At 68.3% G+C, this 17,462-nt stretch carries 15 protein-coding genes; 5 read left to right on the forward strand and 10 right to left on the reverse strand.

The genetic code is table 11. From position 1 onward, the window contains the following. Positions 1–35: 35 nt before the first annotated feature. A complete protein-coding gene (locus ABLE38_RS12745) occupies positions 36–821 on the forward strand; it encodes a DUF2092 domain-containing protein (RefSeq protein ID WP_348974601.1) in 786 nt (261 codons plus the stop codon). Between the two features lie 383 nt (positions 822–1,204). Further along, entirely contained in the window at positions 1,205–1,513 is a 309-nt protein-coding gene (locus ABLE38_RS12750; RefSeq protein WP_348974602.1) for a hypothetical protein, read from the forward strand. Between the two features lie 66 nt (positions 1,514–1,579). Here ABLE38_RS12750 and ABLE38_RS12755 read toward each other — a convergent pair whose 3' ends face one another. Further along, positions 1,580–2,014: an EF-hand domain-containing protein gene (locus ABLE38_RS12755; protein WP_348974603.1), complete on the reverse strand. Its 435-nt coding sequence runs from the start codon at positions 2,012–2,014 to the stop codon at positions 1,580–1,582. Positions 2,015–2,411: 397 nt separating this feature from the next. Between ABLE38_RS12755 and ABLE38_RS12760 the strand changes: the two genes are divergently transcribed. Then, on the forward strand, positions 2,412–3,374 hold the full coding sequence (locus ABLE38_RS12760; RefSeq protein WP_348974604.1) for a porin family protein: 963 nt from the start codon (positions 2,412–2,414) through the stop codon (positions 3,372–3,374). Here ABLE38_RS12760 and ABLE38_RS12765 read toward each other — a convergent pair. Further along, the gene (locus ABLE38_RS12765) at positions 3,371–4,537 is read right to left on the reverse strand and encodes a BamA/TamA family outer membrane protein (protein WP_348974605.1); all 1,167 of its coding nucleotides are present in this window, start codon (positions 4,535–4,537) and stop codon (positions 3,371–3,373) included. The genes ABLE38_RS12760 and ABLE38_RS12765 overlap by 4 nt on opposite strands. Before the next feature lie 111 nt (positions 4,538–4,648). After that, on the reverse strand, positions 4,649–5,170 hold the full coding sequence (locus tag ABLE38_RS12770; protein WP_348974606.1) for a Rap1a/Tai family immunity protein: 522 nt from the start codon (positions 5,168–5,170) through the stop codon (positions 4,649–4,651). A gap of 575 nt (positions 5,171–5,745) precedes the next feature. On the opposite strand from ABLE38_RS12770, the gene ABLE38_RS12775 reads away from it, so the two are divergent. After that, the gene (locus tag ABLE38_RS12775) at positions 5,746–6,843 is read left to right on the forward strand and encodes an ATP-binding protein (RefSeq protein ID WP_348974607.1); all 1,098 of its coding nucleotides are present in this window, start codon (positions 5,746–5,748) and stop codon (positions 6,841–6,843) included. A gap of 41 nt (positions 6,844–6,884) precedes the next feature. On the opposite strand, the gene ABLE38_RS12780 is transcribed toward ABLE38_RS12775, so the two are convergent. Beyond that, positions 6,885–7,529 carry a response regulator transcription factor gene (locus ABLE38_RS12780; RefSeq protein WP_348974608.1) on the reverse strand — a complete coding sequence of 215 codons (645 nt, stop codon included), beginning with the start codon at positions 7,527–7,529 and terminating at the stop codon, positions 6,885–6,887. Positions 7,530–7,844: 315 nt separating this feature from the next. Between ABLE38_RS12780 and ABLE38_RS12785 the strand changes: the two genes are divergently transcribed. Beyond that, positions 7,845–8,336 carry a DUF4136 domain-containing protein gene (locus ABLE38_RS12785; protein WP_348974609.1) on the forward strand — a complete coding sequence of 164 codons (492 nt, stop codon included), beginning with the start codon at positions 7,845–7,847 and terminating at the stop codon, positions 8,334–8,336. Between the two features lie 410 nt (positions 8,337–8,746). Here the strand turns inward: ABLE38_RS12785 and ABLE38_RS12790 are convergent, their stop codons facing one another. The 6 genes from ABLE38_RS12790 to ABLE38_RS12815 all read right to left on the reverse strand — a co-directional run bounded on the left by ABLE38_RS12790 (position 8,747) and on the right by ABLE38_RS12815 (position 17,332). Next, on the reverse strand, positions 8,747–9,625 hold the full coding sequence (locus ABLE38_RS12790; RefSeq protein ID WP_348974610.1) for a hypothetical protein: 879 nt from the start codon (positions 9,623–9,625) through the stop codon (positions 8,747–8,749). A 101-nt stretch (positions 9,626–9,726) separates the two neighbouring features. After that, entirely contained in the window at positions 9,727–10,872 is a 1,146-nt protein-coding gene (locus ABLE38_RS12795) for a BamA/TamA family outer membrane protein (protein ID WP_348974611.1), read from the reverse strand. Between the two features lie 129 nt (positions 10,873–11,001). Next, entirely contained in the window at positions 11,002–13,608 is a 2,607-nt protein-coding gene (locus ABLE38_RS12800) for a TonB-dependent receptor (RefSeq protein ID WP_348974612.1), read from the reverse strand. 5 nt (positions 13,609–13,613) lie between these two features. Continuing rightward, entirely contained in the window at positions 13,614–14,381 is a 768-nt protein-coding gene (locus ABLE38_RS12805) for an EF-hand domain-containing protein (protein ID WP_348974613.1), read from the reverse strand. 132 nt (positions 14,382–14,513) lie between these two features. After that, entirely contained in the window at positions 14,514–15,641 is a 1,128-nt protein-coding gene (locus ABLE38_RS12810; RefSeq protein WP_348974614.1) for a hypothetical protein, read from the reverse strand. 140 nt (positions 15,642–15,781) lie between these two features. After that, positions 15,782–17,332: an arylsulfatase gene (locus ABLE38_RS12815; protein WP_348974615.1), complete on the reverse strand. Its 1,551-nt coding sequence runs from the start codon at positions 17,330–17,332 to the stop codon at positions 15,782–15,784. Between the last annotated feature and the right edge of the window lie 130 nt (positions 17,333–17,462).

The following is a 17,462-nucleotide window of genomic DNA, read 5'->3' on the forward strand; positions in this document are numbered from 1 at the left end:
GATCCTCGCACCGCAACCAGCCTTGGAGAAGCGCGATGGACGGACGGAATCGATGGAAGCTGGGCATGGCCGCGATCGCGCTGCTCGCCGCGCCCGCCTTTGCCCAGGACGCCGCGCAACCGGCACCGACGACCGCCGCCGGCACGATCGATCCGCTGGCGGTCGCCGCGCTCCAGGCGATGGGCAGTTACATGAAGTCGCTGAAGAGCTTCGAGATCCACAGCAAGGCGACGATCGAGACCAACATGGAGGACACCGACCTGAAGGTGACCCTGGGGCTCGACAATATCTACCGCGTGCAGCGGCCCAATGCCTTCTTCATCGAGTTGCGCTCGGACCGGCAGTTCCGCCAATTCTACTATGACGGCAAGACCTTCACGGTCAGCGTGCCGCGCCAGGGCTTCTATTCGGTGGTCGATGCGCCGCCGACGATCCGCGCCGTCGTCGACGGGCTGTACGACGAGTATGGCGTCAGCCTGCCGCTGTCGGACATCTTCACCTGGGCCGATGCCGGGGCGCCGACCGAGGGCCTCCAGTCAGCGGTGCGGGTGGGCTATGCCAGGATTGGCGGTGTCGACACCGACCAGTTCGCCTTTCGCGGCGAGGACCTGGACTTCCAGCTGTGGATCGCGCGCGGGCCGAAGCCGCTGCCGATGAAGATCGCGATCACCGATCGATCGGATCCCGTCCACCCTTCCTATTCGGCCGAGCTGACCTGGAACACGGCGGTGAAGTTCACGCCCGCCAGCTTCGCCTTCAAGCCCCCGAGCGGCGCCAGCAAGATCCAGATGGCCAAGCTCGACAGCGTGGAGAAACCGTGATGCGCGCTTCCGCTCCTCTCCTCGCCGCCAGCGCCTGCGCGGCGCTGCTCGCCTCCACCATGGACGCGAGCGCGCAGCGGCGCTTCGGCGGCGGCGGCTTCCACGCGCGCGGCGGCAGCATGCATGCCGGCGTGCCGAGCAACTTCCACGGGCCGGGCAGCGGCGGCGGCGGCATCCATGACGGTGGCGGCATGCCACCGCGCCCGAACGGCGGCGGCGGGGCAGGGCCTTCGCCGCGCCCGCCGGGGCCAGGGCCAGCGCCTGGACCGCATCCTCCTGGGCCAGCGCCGGGACCGGGGCCTGGGCCACATCCGGGACCTGGACCGGGACCCCATCCGCCCGGGCCGCCGCCGGGGCCAGGGCCGCACCCGCCGGGGCCGCCGATGCCCTATCCGCCGCCACCGCCTCCGGGCTGGGGCTGGGGTTGGGGCTGGGACGACGATCCCTTCTGGGACTTCGCCGCCGGCGCGGTGATCGCAGGCACTACCGCCGCGGTGGTCTCCGCCGCGAGCCAGCCCGATGTCGTCGTGGTCAACACGGCGACCGCGCCGGGCACGGTGGTCTACGCACTGCCGCCCAACTGCCCCAAGGTGGTGCGGGCCGACATGACCTACTTCACCTGCAACAACCTCTGGTATCGCCCGCAATATCTCTCGTCGGGCGTCTCCTATGTGATCGTCGCCCAGCCCTGAATGACGGTCACGAAAGGGGCCCGCGGCCACGCCGCGGGCCCCTTTTTTGCGCGCATGCGGCGCGAGTCAGTGAGTGGCGCGCGCCTTGGCCGCGGCGGCGCGGGCGGCTTCGAGCTCGGCCTTGGTGACGAACCCGTCATGGTTGGTGTCGACCCGGTCGAAGCCCGGCGCAGGCGCCTTGTCGAGCTCGGCGCGGGTGACCTTGCCGTCCTTGTCGGCATCGGCCTCGTCGATCATCGAGGCGATCCGCGTGGCCGCGCTGGGATTGCCAGCGGCGCGGGGGAAGTCGGCGTTGCTGATCGCGCCGTCCTTGTTGCGGTCGAGCGTGGCGAAGCGCGACGCGCGCGCGGCGACATATTCGGCGCGGCTCACCTTGCCGTCCTTGTTGGTGTCCATGTTGGCGAACACCGCGGCGGGATCGGGATGGGCGGGTTTGGCCTGGGCAGGCTGGGCTTGGGGCGCGGCGAGCGCCGTGGCGACGAGCAGGAGCGGGAGCAGCATAGTCTTGCCTCTTTCATCCTAGGGGGTGGGTGGCGCCGATCATGCCTTCCGGGCTCCGGGCGCGGCATCGGGGCCGGCCCGAAGGCGGCGCGCGGCGGGCTGGCGAAGCATCGGGTCCGATCGGGACATATCCCGATTGGCGCGGGCTAAGTGCCGGCCGACTATGCACTTCTCCGACGGCGGCGATTCCCCTTGGTTCTGGTCGAGCATGGGATTCGGAGCCAGGCGCCGCCGCCGGGGGTCTCAAAGGGGACGTTGGGCTGGCTCGGCGGCGTATCGGCCGGGCCAGCCCTTTGCGCATCAGGGTCCGCCCCGCCGAGCGCCGCGGGTTTGTCAGGATAACCCGTCCCGGCTGCGCAAGGCAGATTCGCGCGGCACCACAGACGGGATCCGCCCCTTGCGCCATGTCCAGCTGCCCGCGATCGCCCTTGCCCTGCTCGTCGCGGCGCCGCGGCCGGCCGCGGCACAGCAGGCCCGCGCCGGCGCCCAGCGGGAAGCGGACGCGGCGCTCCAGGCGGAACGGGCGCGCGACCGCCGCTGGCAGAAGCTGCTGCCCTTCCGGGCCGAGGCGGCGCGCCGGCGCGGCTATGACCTGCCGCTGCCCTTCGGGGTGAGCGCGATGTACGTCCACAATGTCGAGGATCTCGCCTCGAGCGACCTGGCCGTGGCCTTCGCCAAGGGCGGGGCGGTGCCGGCGGGCACGACGCTGACCCCGGTGCCCTTCGTCACCACCGACGGGCTGCGCGGGCGCAGCGGCGGCGTGCAGTTCCGCGCCGACGCCTGGCTGCTGCCCAACCTCAACCTGTTCGTGAATGTCGGGCGCATGCAGGGGAGTGTCGATGTGGGAGTGGACATCGACCTGTCGCAGATCGCCCCCGCGGTGCTGTGTCGCAACGGGCGCTGCCAGCAGCATCTCGATTTCAAGGCGACGGTGGACAATGTGACGGTCACCACCGGCGCGATCGCGGTCTATGGCGGGCAGCACTGGTTCGGATCGGTGATGGCCTCGCACACCGAGAGCTTCGCCTCGAAGGAGCGGTCGGACATACGGACCAGCACCGCCGGCGTGCGCGTCGGGCCGCGCTTCCATCCCGGGCGCGGCACCGAGCTGACCGTCTATGGCGGCGGGCAATATCTCGATATCGATACCGTGATCGAGGGCGCGCTGGAGGCCGACGATCTGTTCGCCGACGGCGACGCGCTGGGGCTGCGCTATCGCACCCGGGCGTGGAACCCGACCAAATGGGCGGCGGTGTTCGGCTTCAACCTGCAGATCGCCAAGCGCTGGGCGCTGCAGGCCGAATATCAGGGAAGCAAGGGCAACAGCCGCGCGATCCTGGGCGCGGGCTTCCGCTTCTAGAAAGCCTCGGCGATGCCGAAATAGAGGCCGGGGCCGTGCAGCCCCATCGCGACGTCGAGCCGCAGATTGACGTCGTTGTCGCGGAACGGCCGGTAGCGCACGCCGGCGCCGATGCTCGGCAGCGCGTCGCCCTTGTCGAGGATATGGCCGAGCGACGGCGCGATGCCGCCCAGCCCGGCAAAGGCGACCGCGCCGAAGCGGCGATTGAACCGGTGGCGCACCTCGCCCTGCACCGCCCAGTCGACCCGGTCGCGGTAGCGCCCCGCCTCATAGCCACGCAGGTCGATGCCGGCGCCGAAGCTGCACAGGTCGTAGAAGGGCACATGACCGGTCACGCCGCAGGTGACGCCGCGCACCGCCAGCGTCGTGTTGCGGCCGGCGGGCATATAGGCATTGCCGGTGAGCTGCAGCTTGGTGTGGCCGAAGCTGTCGCCGAACGCGCGGGCGCCGAACATCCAGTTGGCCGAGAGGAACAGGCCGTGCGCCGGCAGCGTCTGGTTGTCGCGCGTGTCGTAGGACAGGAAGGGCCCGAGCATCGACAGCGCGCTCTTCAGCTCCGCCGCCGGCGGCAGGACGAAGCCGGGCGGCAGCGGATCCTCGGGATCCTTCGCGTCATAGTGCGAATATTTGTAGCGCAGCCCGACATAGCCGTGCGGGAAGGCGCGGACCTGGGCCTGGACCTGCACCGACAGGTTCTTGTTGGGCAGGTCGACCGAGGTGCCGGCGAAGCCCGCGGTATCGCCGGTGCCGAAATATTTGAGCGGCCCGTCGGTATAGGCGAGGATCGCGCGCAGGCGGAACCTGTCCTGCCCCAGCGTCATGTTGTGAAACGCGCCGATGCCCTTGGTGCCGCGATTGGTGTAGAGGATGCCGCCGCCCGACACCCAGTTCTGCGGCTCGTGCCTGGGATTGTAGAAGACGATCCCGCCGACCGCGAGGCCCGATCCCGAGCTGGGGTTGGAGATCGGCACCGGCACGATCAGCATGTCGCGCTTCTTCTCCTTCTTCTCCGCCGCCGGCGTGTCCGGATGCTCCACCGCCTCGGCCACCTGGGCGGCCTCGGTCGCCTTGGCCTCCGGCGCGTCCTGCGCAGCCGCGTGCGGCGGCGTGGCAAGCAGCGCGAGCGGGGCGGTCAGGCAGGCGTGGATGCAGTGGCGGCCCATAAGCGCGTGTCCCGTCGATCGAGGGAAGTCGCTGGAGGATAAGGGGCGGGCCGGGCCCCGCTATCGGGCAAAGCCACTAGGGGCGGGCGCGGCATTTGCTGGGATGGGGTGCTAGCGCAGCATGTGCGCGACCGCCCGCTGCGAGCGATGCGATGCGCGCCGCAACGCCGCGCCGGCGCCGGGCCGGCTTCGGCGCGCCTGCGCCGAGGCTGTCTCGACATAGGGGACGAGATCGTCGTCATCGGCACAGGGCCAGGCATCCTGCAGCGTGTCGAGCAGCGAGACGCCAGCATATTGGGTGCGCCGATCGGGCTCGGCGAGCATCAGCGTGAGGAAGGCTTCGCGCACCTCGGTGAGCGTCACGCCGACATCGGGAAGGCAGAAGCTGGTGCCGCCGCCATCGGTCATGCTCGCCTGGCCGATCATCAGCCCCTCGAACGAGCCGCGCAGATAGCTGGCGCAGAGCTGCGAGGGCTGGCCCTGTCCGCGGCACAGGTCCTCCAGCGCGCCACCGAGCATCGGGCCGCCGGCGCCGCGCTCGCGGGCCAGGTCCTGCGCCTGGGCGGGAAGGGCGGCGGCGCCTGCCAGCGCGAGCGCGAAAAGCCAGGTGCAACGCCGCGGTTCGGGACGCATCGGGACGGCCTCCTTCGATCTGGCTGGCGGATAAGCGTACCCGCCCCGCAATGTCGGTAGCCCGGTTATGGCCAAAGGCGGGCCGGCGGCTATCGGGATGGCTGCGGATATCCGGCCGGCGGAAATCCCGATTTTGCCTTGGGCCGGGCCGCGACTCACGCTTGCACGACCTGCGCTGCGAGCCTTCCGACGGGCGCCGTTTTGCGTCTCCTAGGGGTTTGTCCCATTTGCCCAGGGTACGAAATTTGGATGCTATCGTGGGGCGATTGCATGATTTTGTATGCACCCCGCTCCGCAGTAAAAGGTTATCTTAACGTTAACTATATCGAGTTATAATTATGTTTCGTCAGTACTTTAACCGATTGAAATAATCGGGACATACAATATTATCGCTGCGGGATTGTCTCTTCTTTCTTTAGGGGGAGGGAGGAAGGCAAATCCCTGTGTTTCGAACTTGTGAATCGGGGCAGCACATGTCGTATCTTCCGGGACAACCCGAAGACGCTGGTAATTCCGAGACCAGACGCGAAGCCGACCACGGGAAACGGCCGCCTGCGGGCGCTGCCGCCCTCACCGTGCGCTGCGACGCACGAAACCAGGTCTATGGCGCGCCGGCGCAGGTCGCGGTGGTCGATGGCTGGTGGAACATCCTGACCGTCAATGGCTCCTGGCTGGAGCAAGCGATGCTGCTGGGTCATGGCGAGCTGGTGAAGATCGGCGCCAACTTCAAACGCTATATCGAGGAGCTCGCCAGCCGGCAGGGGGAGACCAGCCGGGCGCTGCTCCAAGGGCTGCAGGCAGTGGAATCGCGCGCGCAGAACCACTTCGTCCATCTCTACCGTTCGACCACGGACGGGGTCTATTATCAGTTCTCGGTCGACTGCTTCGAAGTCGGCGGGCGGCGCTATGCGACGATCTCGCGTGTCAACGTCACCGAGCTGCACGACCTGCGCCAGCAGACGATCAAGCTGAGCTCGAACCTGATGCAGGCACAGGCGAGCCTGGTGCGCGCGCAGGACGACGAGCGCCGGCGCGTCGCCGCAGCACTGCACGACACTGCCGCGCAGCACTTGGTCGGCGTCAATCTCGGCCTCGCCCGGCTGCGCGAATTGAGCAAGGACCCGATCGTGGTCGCGATGGCCGAGGAGCTCAGCGGGCTGCTCGAGGAGTTCCACCGCGAGATCCGCGGCGTCACCTATGTGATGCATCCGCCCGAGGTGCGCCGCAGCGGGCTGCACGAGGCGGTGCGGCTGCTCTGCAGGGGCTTTGCCGATCGCAGCGGGCTGGACGTCGCGCTGCGCGTCTATGGCGAGGACCGGCGGCGGGGCACCGCGGTGGAATCGGCGATCTACCGGCTCGTCCAGGAAGCGCTGACCAATGTGCAGAAGCATGCCGGCGCCCACCAGGTGCGGATCCGCCTGATCAGCCGGGTGCGCGCCTTCTTCATCGTGGTCTGCGATGACGGCGTCGGCCTGCCCAAGGACCGCAGCCGCGCCCGGCTGGGCATCGGCCTGCCGGCGATGCGGCGGCGCGTGGAGGATCTGGGCGGCTGCCTGCACCTCAAGCCCGGCCTCGGCGCGCAGGGCACGACGCTGGCGGCGATGATCCCGCGCGACGGCGGCGCGGACTTCCTCCCTGCGCCGATGCTCGGGGTGCCGCTGGGCGCGAGCTGATCGCGCTGCCTGCCGCCTGGTGCGGCGGGTGCGGGGCTTTCCTAGGCCTGGATGATGTTGTTGCGCACCGCGAAGCGCACCAGTTCGGCAGTGGTGCGCAGCTTCAGCTTGTGCATGCACGAGGCGCGGTGAGTCTCGACCGTTTTCACGCTTATGCCCAGGATGTGGCTGATTTCCTTGTTGATCTTGCCCTCGGCGATCAGCTGGACGACCTCGCGCTCGCGGTGGGTGAGCGTGGCGTGCGCGGACGGCGAGGATTCCAGGAACCGTTCGAGCAGCGTCTCGGAGATCACCCCCGAGAAATAGGGCCGGTGGATCGACAGCGCGTCGACCGCGGCGAGCAGGTGCTTCTCGGTATCGGACTTGAGCACATAGCCGCGTGCGCCGGCGCGCAGCACGTCGAGCACCAGGTTCTCGCGATCGTGCATCGTGTAGACGAGCACTTCGACGCGCGGGTTCTCGCGCTTCAGCGCCGCGGTAAGATCGAGTCCGTTCAGCTCGGGCAGCGAATAGTCGATGATCGCGATGTCGGGCTTGGACGAGCGCGCCTCCTCCAGCGCGGCGCGGCCATTGGCGGCCTCGCCGACGATCACCAGGTTGGGCCGCGTCTCGAGCAAGGTGCGGACGCCGCGCCGCACGACGTCGTGATCGTCCGCGATCAGCACGCGCCGTGTTGCGCTGCTCATTTCGGTGCCGCGATGGGCGGGAGTGGATGTGTCATTACCGTGCCCCTGTTCGTGTCACAGTCTCGTCCGATTCCCGGCCCCTGCCTATCATGAAAAACCCTGACTAGCTGCGGGCTGTGGATAAGTGCGCGGGATGCGGCCGCTGGCTCTCCACCGTATCGGTACTGATACCGATGCCCGATCCGGGCATCCCCCAATATTAGCGCGTTCGAATATCGCGCAATTTCTGTCGGTCGTACCAAGGGAGACCGACCGATGAATGCCCATGACTTTGCACGAAGGACCGGCAGCGCGCTTATAGTCGGTCTTGCCCTCATGACGGCAGGGTGCACCGATACGCCCACCGTCAAGACCGACTATGACCAGACGGTCGATTACGCCAAATACCACCAGTATAGCTGGGTCTATACCGGCGTGCCCCAGGGCATGAACCCGCTGCTGTTCGACCGGGTGCGCGGTTCGATCGACCGCTCGCTGGCGGCGCGCGGCTATCAGCCAGTGGAGAAGGGCGATTTCGCGATCGCCTTCACGCTCGGCCGGCGCGACCGGGTCGAGGTGACCGATTTCGGCCCCTATGGTCCCTATTATCGCGGCTGGGGCTGGGGTGCCGGCTATCGCAACGTCGATGTGCGCAACGTGACCGACGGCACGCTGGTGATCGACCTGTACGATGTCGCCACCCGCAAGCCGATCTGGCACGGCGTCGCCACGCAGGAGATCGATCCCGGCAAGGTCGACCAGGCGAAGATCGACACTGCGATCGACGCCGTCCTCGCCAAGTTCCCGCCCCAGCCCGGGGCCCAATAACCCGCGCAGCGCGACCGCGCGGCCATGGGGCGGAGGGGGCAACCCGTCCGCCCCTCTTTTCGTGCGCCAGGGACGGGCATGCGAAAAGGGGCCGCGGTGTGAACGCGGCCCCTTCGTGCCTCCGGGTCCTATGGGGAGGAAGAGCGCCGGAGAGAGATAGCGCATGCCCCTCCACAAGCCGTGGAGCGCCAGGACATGGCGGCGGAGCTGCCCAGTTCCGCCGCCACGCCTCGGGCCGAGGAGAACGGGTGTCCGGGGGGGTGGGTCCGGTCTCGCTCAGCCCTGTGCACTACGCGCCTGTTGAGAGCGGGTTCGCTCGCAGTGCGTTGCCAATGTCGGCCTCCGGGGCTTGCGCAACAATCGGGCGGAACCCTCATATCGACAGGGAAATACCCTGAGCGCCGCGCGCCTCACGGTTGCCCGGCGGCAGCGGCGGGGCGGCGCGCCAAATGGCGTTTGAGCCAGGCAACATAGAGCGAGACGATGATCACGCCGTTGAGCAGGAACAGGATGATCGCCGCCTTCGCTCCCGGGCCGGCGCCGCTGGCATTGGCGATGGCAAAGGCGATGCCGGGATGGCGGATCGCCGCCGCGATCGCCAGCGCGCCGCGGTTCTCCGGATCCTTGCCGCCGAGCAGATGCCCCGCGACGATCCCCGAAGCGACGGTCAGCCCGAAGGCGAGGATCGTGAAGTTGCCGATCATGTGCAGATAGACCCGCCCCTGCAGCCAGAGCAGCAGCAGGACGAACAGCGCGAGGACAAGGGTCGAGACCAAGGTGATCGGCCCGGCCGCGCGCGCCGCGAAGCGCGGGGCGAGGGCGGCGAGCAGCAGGCCGATCGCGATCGGCAGCAGCGCCGAGATGAAGGCGATCATCGCGATCGTCGCCGCCGGCACCGTTGCCTCGACCCCGAAGACCCTGTCGATCAGCTTGAGCGACAGCGGCACCACGGGAATGGCGATGACGATCAGCAGCAGATAGGTCGCCAGGATATAGGAGCGTTGCGCCCCGGTCTTGAGTGCGTTGCCGGGAACGAGCGGGGCGAGCGGCGACACCGCCATCAGGATCAGCCCCGCCGCGATCGGCTGCGGCAGGTCGAGCGCCAGCGCGAGCAGCACGGCCGTTACCGGCACGACGACGTTCACCGCGAGGAAGGCGCGAACGGGCAGCCTGGGGTGGCGGATCTGCTCGACGACCTCGCGCCACGGGCATTGCATCGCCACCGCCATGATCATCAGGAACATGCTTCCCTGGACGAGCAGGGGCACGAGCTGCTTGGCATTCTCCATCGGGCGGGCTCCTGGTTGCGTGCGGGCAGCCTAGGGGAAACGGCGCGGATGCGGGCTCGGGGGAAATGCGCAGGGCGGCATGGGGTTTTTGCCGATGCGGCTCAGAACGCCTCGCCGATGCCGAAATAGACGGCATGCCCGTCGCGCCCGAAGGCAAGATCGAGCCGCAGGTTCACATTGTTGCTCTTCGACGCCTGGAAGCGCAGCCCCGCGCCGACCGAGGGCAGGATGTCGCTACGGCCGACGTCCTGCAGGCTCGAGGCGACGCCGCCCAGGCCGCCGAACGCCACGGCGCCGAACTTGCCGAACAGATGCTGGCGGAACTCACCCTGCACCGCCCAGCTCGCGCGATCGCGATAGCGGCCGGTCTCGTAGCCGCGCAGGTCGCCGCCCTGGCCGTACATGCACAGGTCGTAGAAGGGTACGCGCTTGGTGACGCTGCAGGTCGAACCGCGGACGGCGACCGTCGTGCCCCTGGCGAGCGCGCCATAGAGGCTGGCGCCGAGCTGCAGCTTGGCATGATCGAAGTCGCTGCCGAGGAACCTGGCATCGAACATCCAGGTGCCGGTGATGTAGGCGCCGCTGCGCGGATTGAGCGAACTGTCGCGGCTGTCATAGGTCAGCGAGGGGCCGATCGTCGCCAGCGTGCTCTTGAGCTCGAGCGGCGGCAGCGCGAGATCGGGATAGTTCGGGTGCGGGACCTCGGCCTTGGAATCGAGGTCGAGATACTGGATCCGCACGCCACCGTAGAAATATCGGGCGACGCGGACCTGCGCCTGGACGAGGCCGAGGATCGCCTTGTCCTCGAGGTCGACATGCGCGCCGCGGTTTCCCGCCGCGCTGCCGATGCCGTAGAATTTGAGCTTGGCGTCGCCATAGCCGCCGAACATCATGAAGCGGACGCTGTCATGGCCCAGCGACATGGTGTGGAAGGCGCCGATCGCCTTGGTGCCGGTGCTCGTCGCCATCGCGCCGATGCCGCTGATCCAGGGCTGGGGCGCGTGGTTGGGATTGTAGAACAGCACCGCGGCCACCGTTGCGCCGGTGCCGAGCGACGGGCTCGACAGCGGGATCGGCACGATCAGCAGATCGGCTTTTTTCTTCTTCTCGGGCTTGTCCGGCGCTGCCTGCGCCTGCGCGCTGGTCAGCGTCATCGCCTGGTCGTGGATCTGCTCCTGCGGGCGATCCTGCGCGGTTGCCGGGGTGGCAGCGAGCAGACAGGCGGGGAGGGCGGCCCGGGCCCGCAAGCTGCTCCATCCGCTCGTGCCGCGCATCTGGCCGTCCTTCGCTCGGGGGATTTCCGGAGCAAAGGATAGCCGGGGGCGGGGCGGCACCTATCGGGACAACCCCGCACGCCTGCGCCGGGCAAACCCGGCCTAGAAGATCCGCCGCACCGAGAGCAGTAGCGTCCGCCCGTCCGGATCGAGATAGGCGCCCTGATAGGCCAGCGGCGTGGCGCCGCTCGCGTCGCGCACCACTTGCCGCGTGTTCAGCAGGTTGGCGATCGACAGGCTCACCCGCGTGCCGCGTGCCCAGTCCTGGCCGCGGAAGCGATTGGCGAGATTGGCGAAGACGCGCAGCTCGAAGGTGGCGAGCGACCCGAAATGCAGGTCGCCGGCCGGACCGCTGCCGTCGACTTCCGCCGCGCTCTTCCAGTTGCCCGACAGCCGGATGCCGACGCCATTGTCGATCACGCCAGTGGCGAGCTGGACCTGGTGCCGCGCGCGCGGGGTGCCGCCCAGCGTGCCGCCGCGCATCAGGTCGATCGGTGCCATGCCGTCGCGCAGCGTGACCTGGTCGCGCAGGATCACGCTATGGTAGAGCGAGAGCTGGAAGCGCGCGCCATTGTCGCTGCCGCCGCCCGGGCCGCCGCGGAAACCGCCGGGCGGTGGGCCAAACCCGCCGGGGCCGTCGGGGCCTCCGCCGGGCGGCGAACCGAACCCTTCGGGCGGCAGTCCGCCCGGGGGCGGGCCGAAGCCGTCGGGCGGGCCATCGAAGCCGCCACCGGGGCGGCCGGGTCCGGAAGGATCGCGCAGCTCGCGGCCATTGACCACGATATCGCCCTCCTCGCCCGGCGGCGGGTGACCTTCGGCCCCCTCGGGCGGCCGGTCGGAGCGGGGTTCCCCGTTCGGCCGATCGCCCTCGGGCCGATCGCGCATCCAGGGCGGCCGGAAGCCCGGCGGGGGCGTCGGCCGCTTGGGTGCGCGCAGCACCTGCGTGAAGTTGATCCCCCAGCGCAGCTGCTCGCGATCCTCGCGCGCAATGTTCACCGCGCGCGTATCGATGCCGACGAGCTGGCCGGCCGCATCGCGCTCGAACCGGTCGGGGAAGGCCGCTTCGAGCGCGGCCGAGCCATCGGCGATGCTGACGATCACATTCTCGGTGCGGCTGTTGTTGTAATTGGCAGTGAAGCTGAGGTTGAGCTTGCTCCACGGCTTGGCGGTGAGGCCGAGCTTGAACACGTGGCGGTCGTCGGCCTTGAGCAGCGGATTGCCGCCCGCGATGCTGCGGATCGTCACCGTCTGGCCGGTCGCATAGTCATAGGCGCGGACATTTTCGGTGATCACCACGGCATCGCCGCGCTGGGCGAGAGTGGGGGCGACGCGATCCTCGTTCACCGCGGCGATCAGGCTGACGCCGGTCACCGGCGTCCAGTTCAGCCCATAGCCGAAGGTGCCGAGCGTGCCGTAGTCGGAAACGCGGGTGACCGCCGCGTTGAGGTTGGCGGTGAGCTTGCCGAGAAAGGGCAGCGCGCCCTTGGCCCGGCTGGCGATCGGCAGGTCGAGGCTGACCTGGCCGCCGGCATTGGTGCGCTGCGAATTCCCCGCCGACTGCATGCCGCCGAGCGTGGTGCGCGTATCGAGCGTGGCGAAATCGCCGCCGAGGCGCAGGCTCACCGACGCGTCGCCGGCGGGCAGCGCGAGCAGCTTGCCGTTGGCGAGCAGGCTGGCATTGCCGCTGTCGCTCTGCGACGTCGCCCGGTCGCGCGAGATCGTGCCGGCAGTGTCGCCGCGATCGGTGTCGCGGGTCGTGTCGCTGTGGGTGTAGCCCGCCACGGCCGAGAGCCGCCAATGCTTCGACAGGTCGGTGTTGAGCGTCACGCCGCCGCCCAGGCTGGCGGCGCGGCTGTTCTGCTCGAGCGGATCGGTGGAGGCGAAGCGCGTGACCGGGCCGCCTGGCGTGTCCTCGGTTACCGTGGCGAGGCCGTCCAGCGCGTCGCTGGTCGCGTAATTGCCCTGCACATTGACCGAGAGATTGGTCCTGGCGCCGAGCTGGTGCGCCATAGTGGCGTTGATGCCGTAGCTGCGCGTCGCCGGCTTGAGCGTGCGGGTGCCGCGGTCGTCCGCGGGGCCATCGGCACCCGGCGTCGCGGGGGTGGCGGGCACCAGGTTGCGCTCGCTTTCGAGCAGCGAGGCAGTGGACTTGGCGCGTGCCGCGACATTGACCCGGTCGTTGTCGCGGATGCGCGTATAGCTGAAGTCGCCGCTCTCGTTCTGGCCCTGGCCCTCGGTCGCCATGCCGCCGGCAAGGTTCGCCACCCGGCCCTCGAAACGGCGGCGCAGGATGATGTTCACCACCTTGCGCTGCGCGTCATAGCCATATTTGAGCGCGACTTCTTCGGGCAGGATATCGACGCGGACGATCGATTCCGTCGGCAGGTCGGCGACTTCGTTGACCCCCGAGATGCGCTTGCCGTTGACCAGCACCACCGGGCCGTCGTCCGAACGGCCCTGCGCGCTCGACGTCTGCTCGGCGATCGCATCGAGCAGCTCGCTCACCGTGCCGACGCCGTAGCCGTCGATATCGGCGCGGCCGAGCTGGTTCTCGGGCGGAATGTCGCCGATCACCGATCCCGGCGGCGCCTTGCCGGTGACGACGATCTCGTCTTCCTTCTGGGGCGCGGGCCTGTCCTGCGCCTGCGCGGCCGGAGCGAGCAGCACCAGCGCTGCGCCGGCGAGCAGGCGCGTGCGTCGATCGGTCATGACGCTCAGTCTTCGTCGCGGGGCGGGCGCCCCATCGGTCCGCCGCCGGGGCCGCCTTCAGGCCCGCCCGGGCCGCGGCGGTCGCGCGGTTCGAGAGCGCGCAGCTCGTCCATGGTCAGCGTGCCGTCATGATCGATGTCGGCGGCGTCGAACTTCTTGCGCTCATAGGCGAGCAGCTCGTCGAGCGAGACGCCATTATCGTAGTTGGTGTTGGCGTTGACGATCACCATTGCGCTCAATGGCTCGATCAGCCGGTGCAGCGCCCTCTCGTCGCCGTCGAGCTCGGGCGAGATCGTCTCGGAGACCGGCCCGCCGATATCGGCGACCGACTGGTTCTCGCTCGAGGCGACCGAGCCGAGGTCATGCTGCCAGGCGAAGAATTCCGCCGCGCTGATCGTGCCGTTGTGATCGGTGTCGATCCGCTCGAACCGCGCCTTGATGCGCGCATCGCGGCGCGCCTCGATCACCGACTTGAGCTCCTCGAAGGTGACCAGCCCGTCGCCATTCTTGTCGGCGATGCGGAACATCGCGGTCACGGCCTTGTCGAGCGCCTCCCGCTTGATCGGCTTCATCTGGCGCGGGCGCTCGCCGCCGGGGCCGCCGCCACCGGGAGGACCGCCACGGCCACGGCCGCCGCCCGGGCCACCTCCGCCGGGACCGCCACCGCCCGGGCCCATCTGGGCGTGGGCCGGCGCCGCAATCAGGGTCGCGCCCAGCAACAGGGCGCAGGTCAACAAGGGCGCGCGAACCGCGCCCGGCTTCGAATTCCGCATATTGTCCCCCGCGTCTCGAAAAATGTGCCGGGGCGCTTTTCGAAGGGCGGGTTCACGTGGGAATTTCGGTTTGTTGCAACGTCGAGAAGGAGTGGGCGGAGGAGCGCACTGCATGCCCTCCGCCCAAGGGCGTCATTTCTTCTGGAGCGCCTTGTAGTCGTCGATCCAGGCATAGTTGAACGCAGCGCTGCCGTCCGGATTGGTCTTCACCGTGCGGCCGGCGAACACGCTGTTGAGCAGCCAGGGCGTCGAATCCGGGCCGAAATTGTTGACCATCGACTGGCCCTGCTTGAAGCCATAGGTGGCCACCGCCAGCTTGCCGGTGTCGCGGAACATCTTCATCTGGTTGGCGAGGAAGTGCTTGCGGCTCTCGAACCAGGGGCTCTGCGCCAGGAACTCGTCCCATTGCTGCTTCGAGAAGGGCGTCTCCAGCGCGGCCTTGATGATCTGCCACACCTGGGCATTGGCCGGCGCGCCATATTTGGCGGCGAAGGCGGCGGGGATCGGGTCCTTCAGGTGCGACTTCCACCACCAGACCAGCGAGAATTCGAGCACCAGGAACTTCTGGTCGGCGCGCATCCGCGGCAGGATATAGTCGAGAAACGCCTTGGACTGCTCGATCATCATGTTGTGCGGGTGGATGTCGAGCCCCTCGAGCTCGGGCGTGCCCTTGACGAACTGCAGCCAGCGGTCGGTGGTCGGGTTGCGCCACTTCGGGTTCTCGGTCTGGTTGAGCGCGCCCATGTAGAGATGCGTCTTGCAGGCGCTGGCGCCGCAATGCTCGGCGCGGTACGCGATCGCCGCCTTGGCGAGCGCCTCGTAATAGGCGTTGAAGTTGGGATTCCAGTCCTGCATCCGGCTCTCGATGAAGGGCTCGTTGCCGATCACCAGGATATCCACCTTGCCCATCACTTCGGGCAGCACCGCCTCGAGCCGGGCGAGATCCTTCTTGAAGGTGTCGCTGTCCGCCTTGGGGAACTCGACGCGGTTGTAGGGGAATTTGAGCGTCAGCACGGTCTTGTAGCCGTGCTTCGACACGTCGAGGATCGTCTTGACTGCGCCATGCTCGGCGGCGGGACCGCGATCGAGCTGGAACATCGGCAGGAAGATGCGCACCCATTGGGTGTCGCTCTTCTGGAGGTCGCGATAGTCGACGTCCTCGAAATGCTCGTTGTAGTTGGCGCCGAGCGCACCCTGGGCCAGCGCCGCGCCGGGCAGGCTCAGCAGCGCCGCCGCGCCGATTGCCAGAAGCTTCCGCATCAAATCTCTCTCCCTTTCTGAAGGCGCTCGAACGGCGCTGCCGGTTCGGGCTGCTACCCTGCCGATCTGATTCGTATAAATCATATAATATGTTGATTAAGGCAAGGGCGTTCGAGAGATTGCCTTGAAGACGCGGCGCCTCACGGCCGGCTGCGGCCCGCCTTCTCGATCTTGTCCAGCCATGCCGCCATCTGCGCCGTCCGCGCCGGTTGCTTCTGGGCCAGGTCGACCTTCTCCGCCGGATCGAGCGCGACATTGTAGAGCTGGTGGACGGGCTGGGTGCCGATCGCGTTGCCGTGGAATTCGTGCGGCTCCACGCTGGCGCGGATCAGCTTCCAGTCGCCCGCGCGGATCGCCAGGATGCGCGCGCCGCTGCTTGCCACCTTGGTGCCGGTGGTGACCATCAGCTTGGTATCCTCGATCACATAGTCGCGGCCGTGGCTGGCGGTGCCCATCAGCGGCGCGAGCATATCGAAGCTGTCCACCGCGGCGTCGTCCGGGAAGCTGCCGCCGACCAGCCTAGCCATCGAGGCGAGGAAATCGACATGGTCGACGATCGCGGTGGAGACCTGGCCCGCCTGGACATGGCCCGGCCAGCAGGTGATCAGCGGCACGCGGGTGCCGCCCTCGTAGATGCTGTACTTGCCGCTGCTGAACGGCCCCGCCGGGCGGTGCTTGCCGGCCAGCTCGACCGCCTTGTCCTGATAACCGTCGAACAGGATCGGGCCATTGTCGCTGCTGAAGATCACCAGCGTGTCATTGGCCTTGCCGAGCGCCTCGAGCTTGCGCATCAGCTCGCCCACCGTCCAGTCGAGCTGCAGGATCGCATCGCCGCGCGGGCCCATGCCAGACTTGCCGACGAAGCGCGCATTGGGCGCGCGGGGCACGTGGGGCTCGTTGACCGCATAGTAGAGGAAGAAGGGCTTGTCCTTCTGGCCGGCGATGAAGTCGACTGCCTTGCCGAGCAGCACATCGCTCAGCTCCTCGTCCTTCCAGCGCGCCTTCTTGCCGCCGGTCATGTAGCCGATGCGGCTGATGCCGTTGACGATCGTGTTGGAATGCTCGGGATCGGCGCCGAACTTGAGCATCTCGGGATGATCGAAGCCGGTCGGCTCGTCGCCGATCTTGTCGTGATAGTCGACGCGGATCGGGTCGGCGGGATCGAGGTTCACCACGCGCCGGTTCTCGATCAGCACCGTCGGCACGCGGTCGAGCGTCGCGGGCATGAAGAAGCCATAGTCGAAGCCGATGTCGAGCGGGCCGGGGGCGATGTCCTGGTTCCAGTCGACCTTGCCGTCGCCGAGGCCCAGGTGCCACTTGCCGACCAGGCCGGTGGCGTAGCCGGCGTTGCGCAGCATCGTCGGCAGCGTGAACTTACCCGGGCGGATCAGCGCGGGCGCGTCGCCCGGCAGGATCTGCACGCCCGAGGCGCGCCAGGCATAGTCGCCAGTGAGCAGCGCGTAGCGCGACGGGGTGCAGGTCGCCGAAGGGGCGTGGCCGTTGACGAAGCGGGTGCCGCGCGCGGCCAGCCGGTCGATGTTCGGCGTGTGGATTGTCTTCGATCCGTAGCAGCTGAGATCGCCATAGCCGAGATCGTCGGCGTAGAGGATCAGGATGTTGGGCTTGCGCGCAGCCGCGGCGCGCGCCACGCTTCCCGGCAGGACCAGCGCCGCGGCACTTGCCAGCAACATCCCGCGGCGTGTCATCGCTGCCTTCACACATTCTCTCCCTTGCTGCCCATTTTGGCGAACTCGATACGATTTATCGTACATAGAGAAATTATCATACCACAAGCAAAGCCTTCTTTGGGCGCGCGCGCGG

This window comes from Sphingomonas sp. KR3-1, from assembly GCF_040049295.1.
GTDB lineage: Bacteria > Pseudomonadota > Alphaproteobacteria > Sphingomonadales > Sphingomonadaceae > Sphingomonas.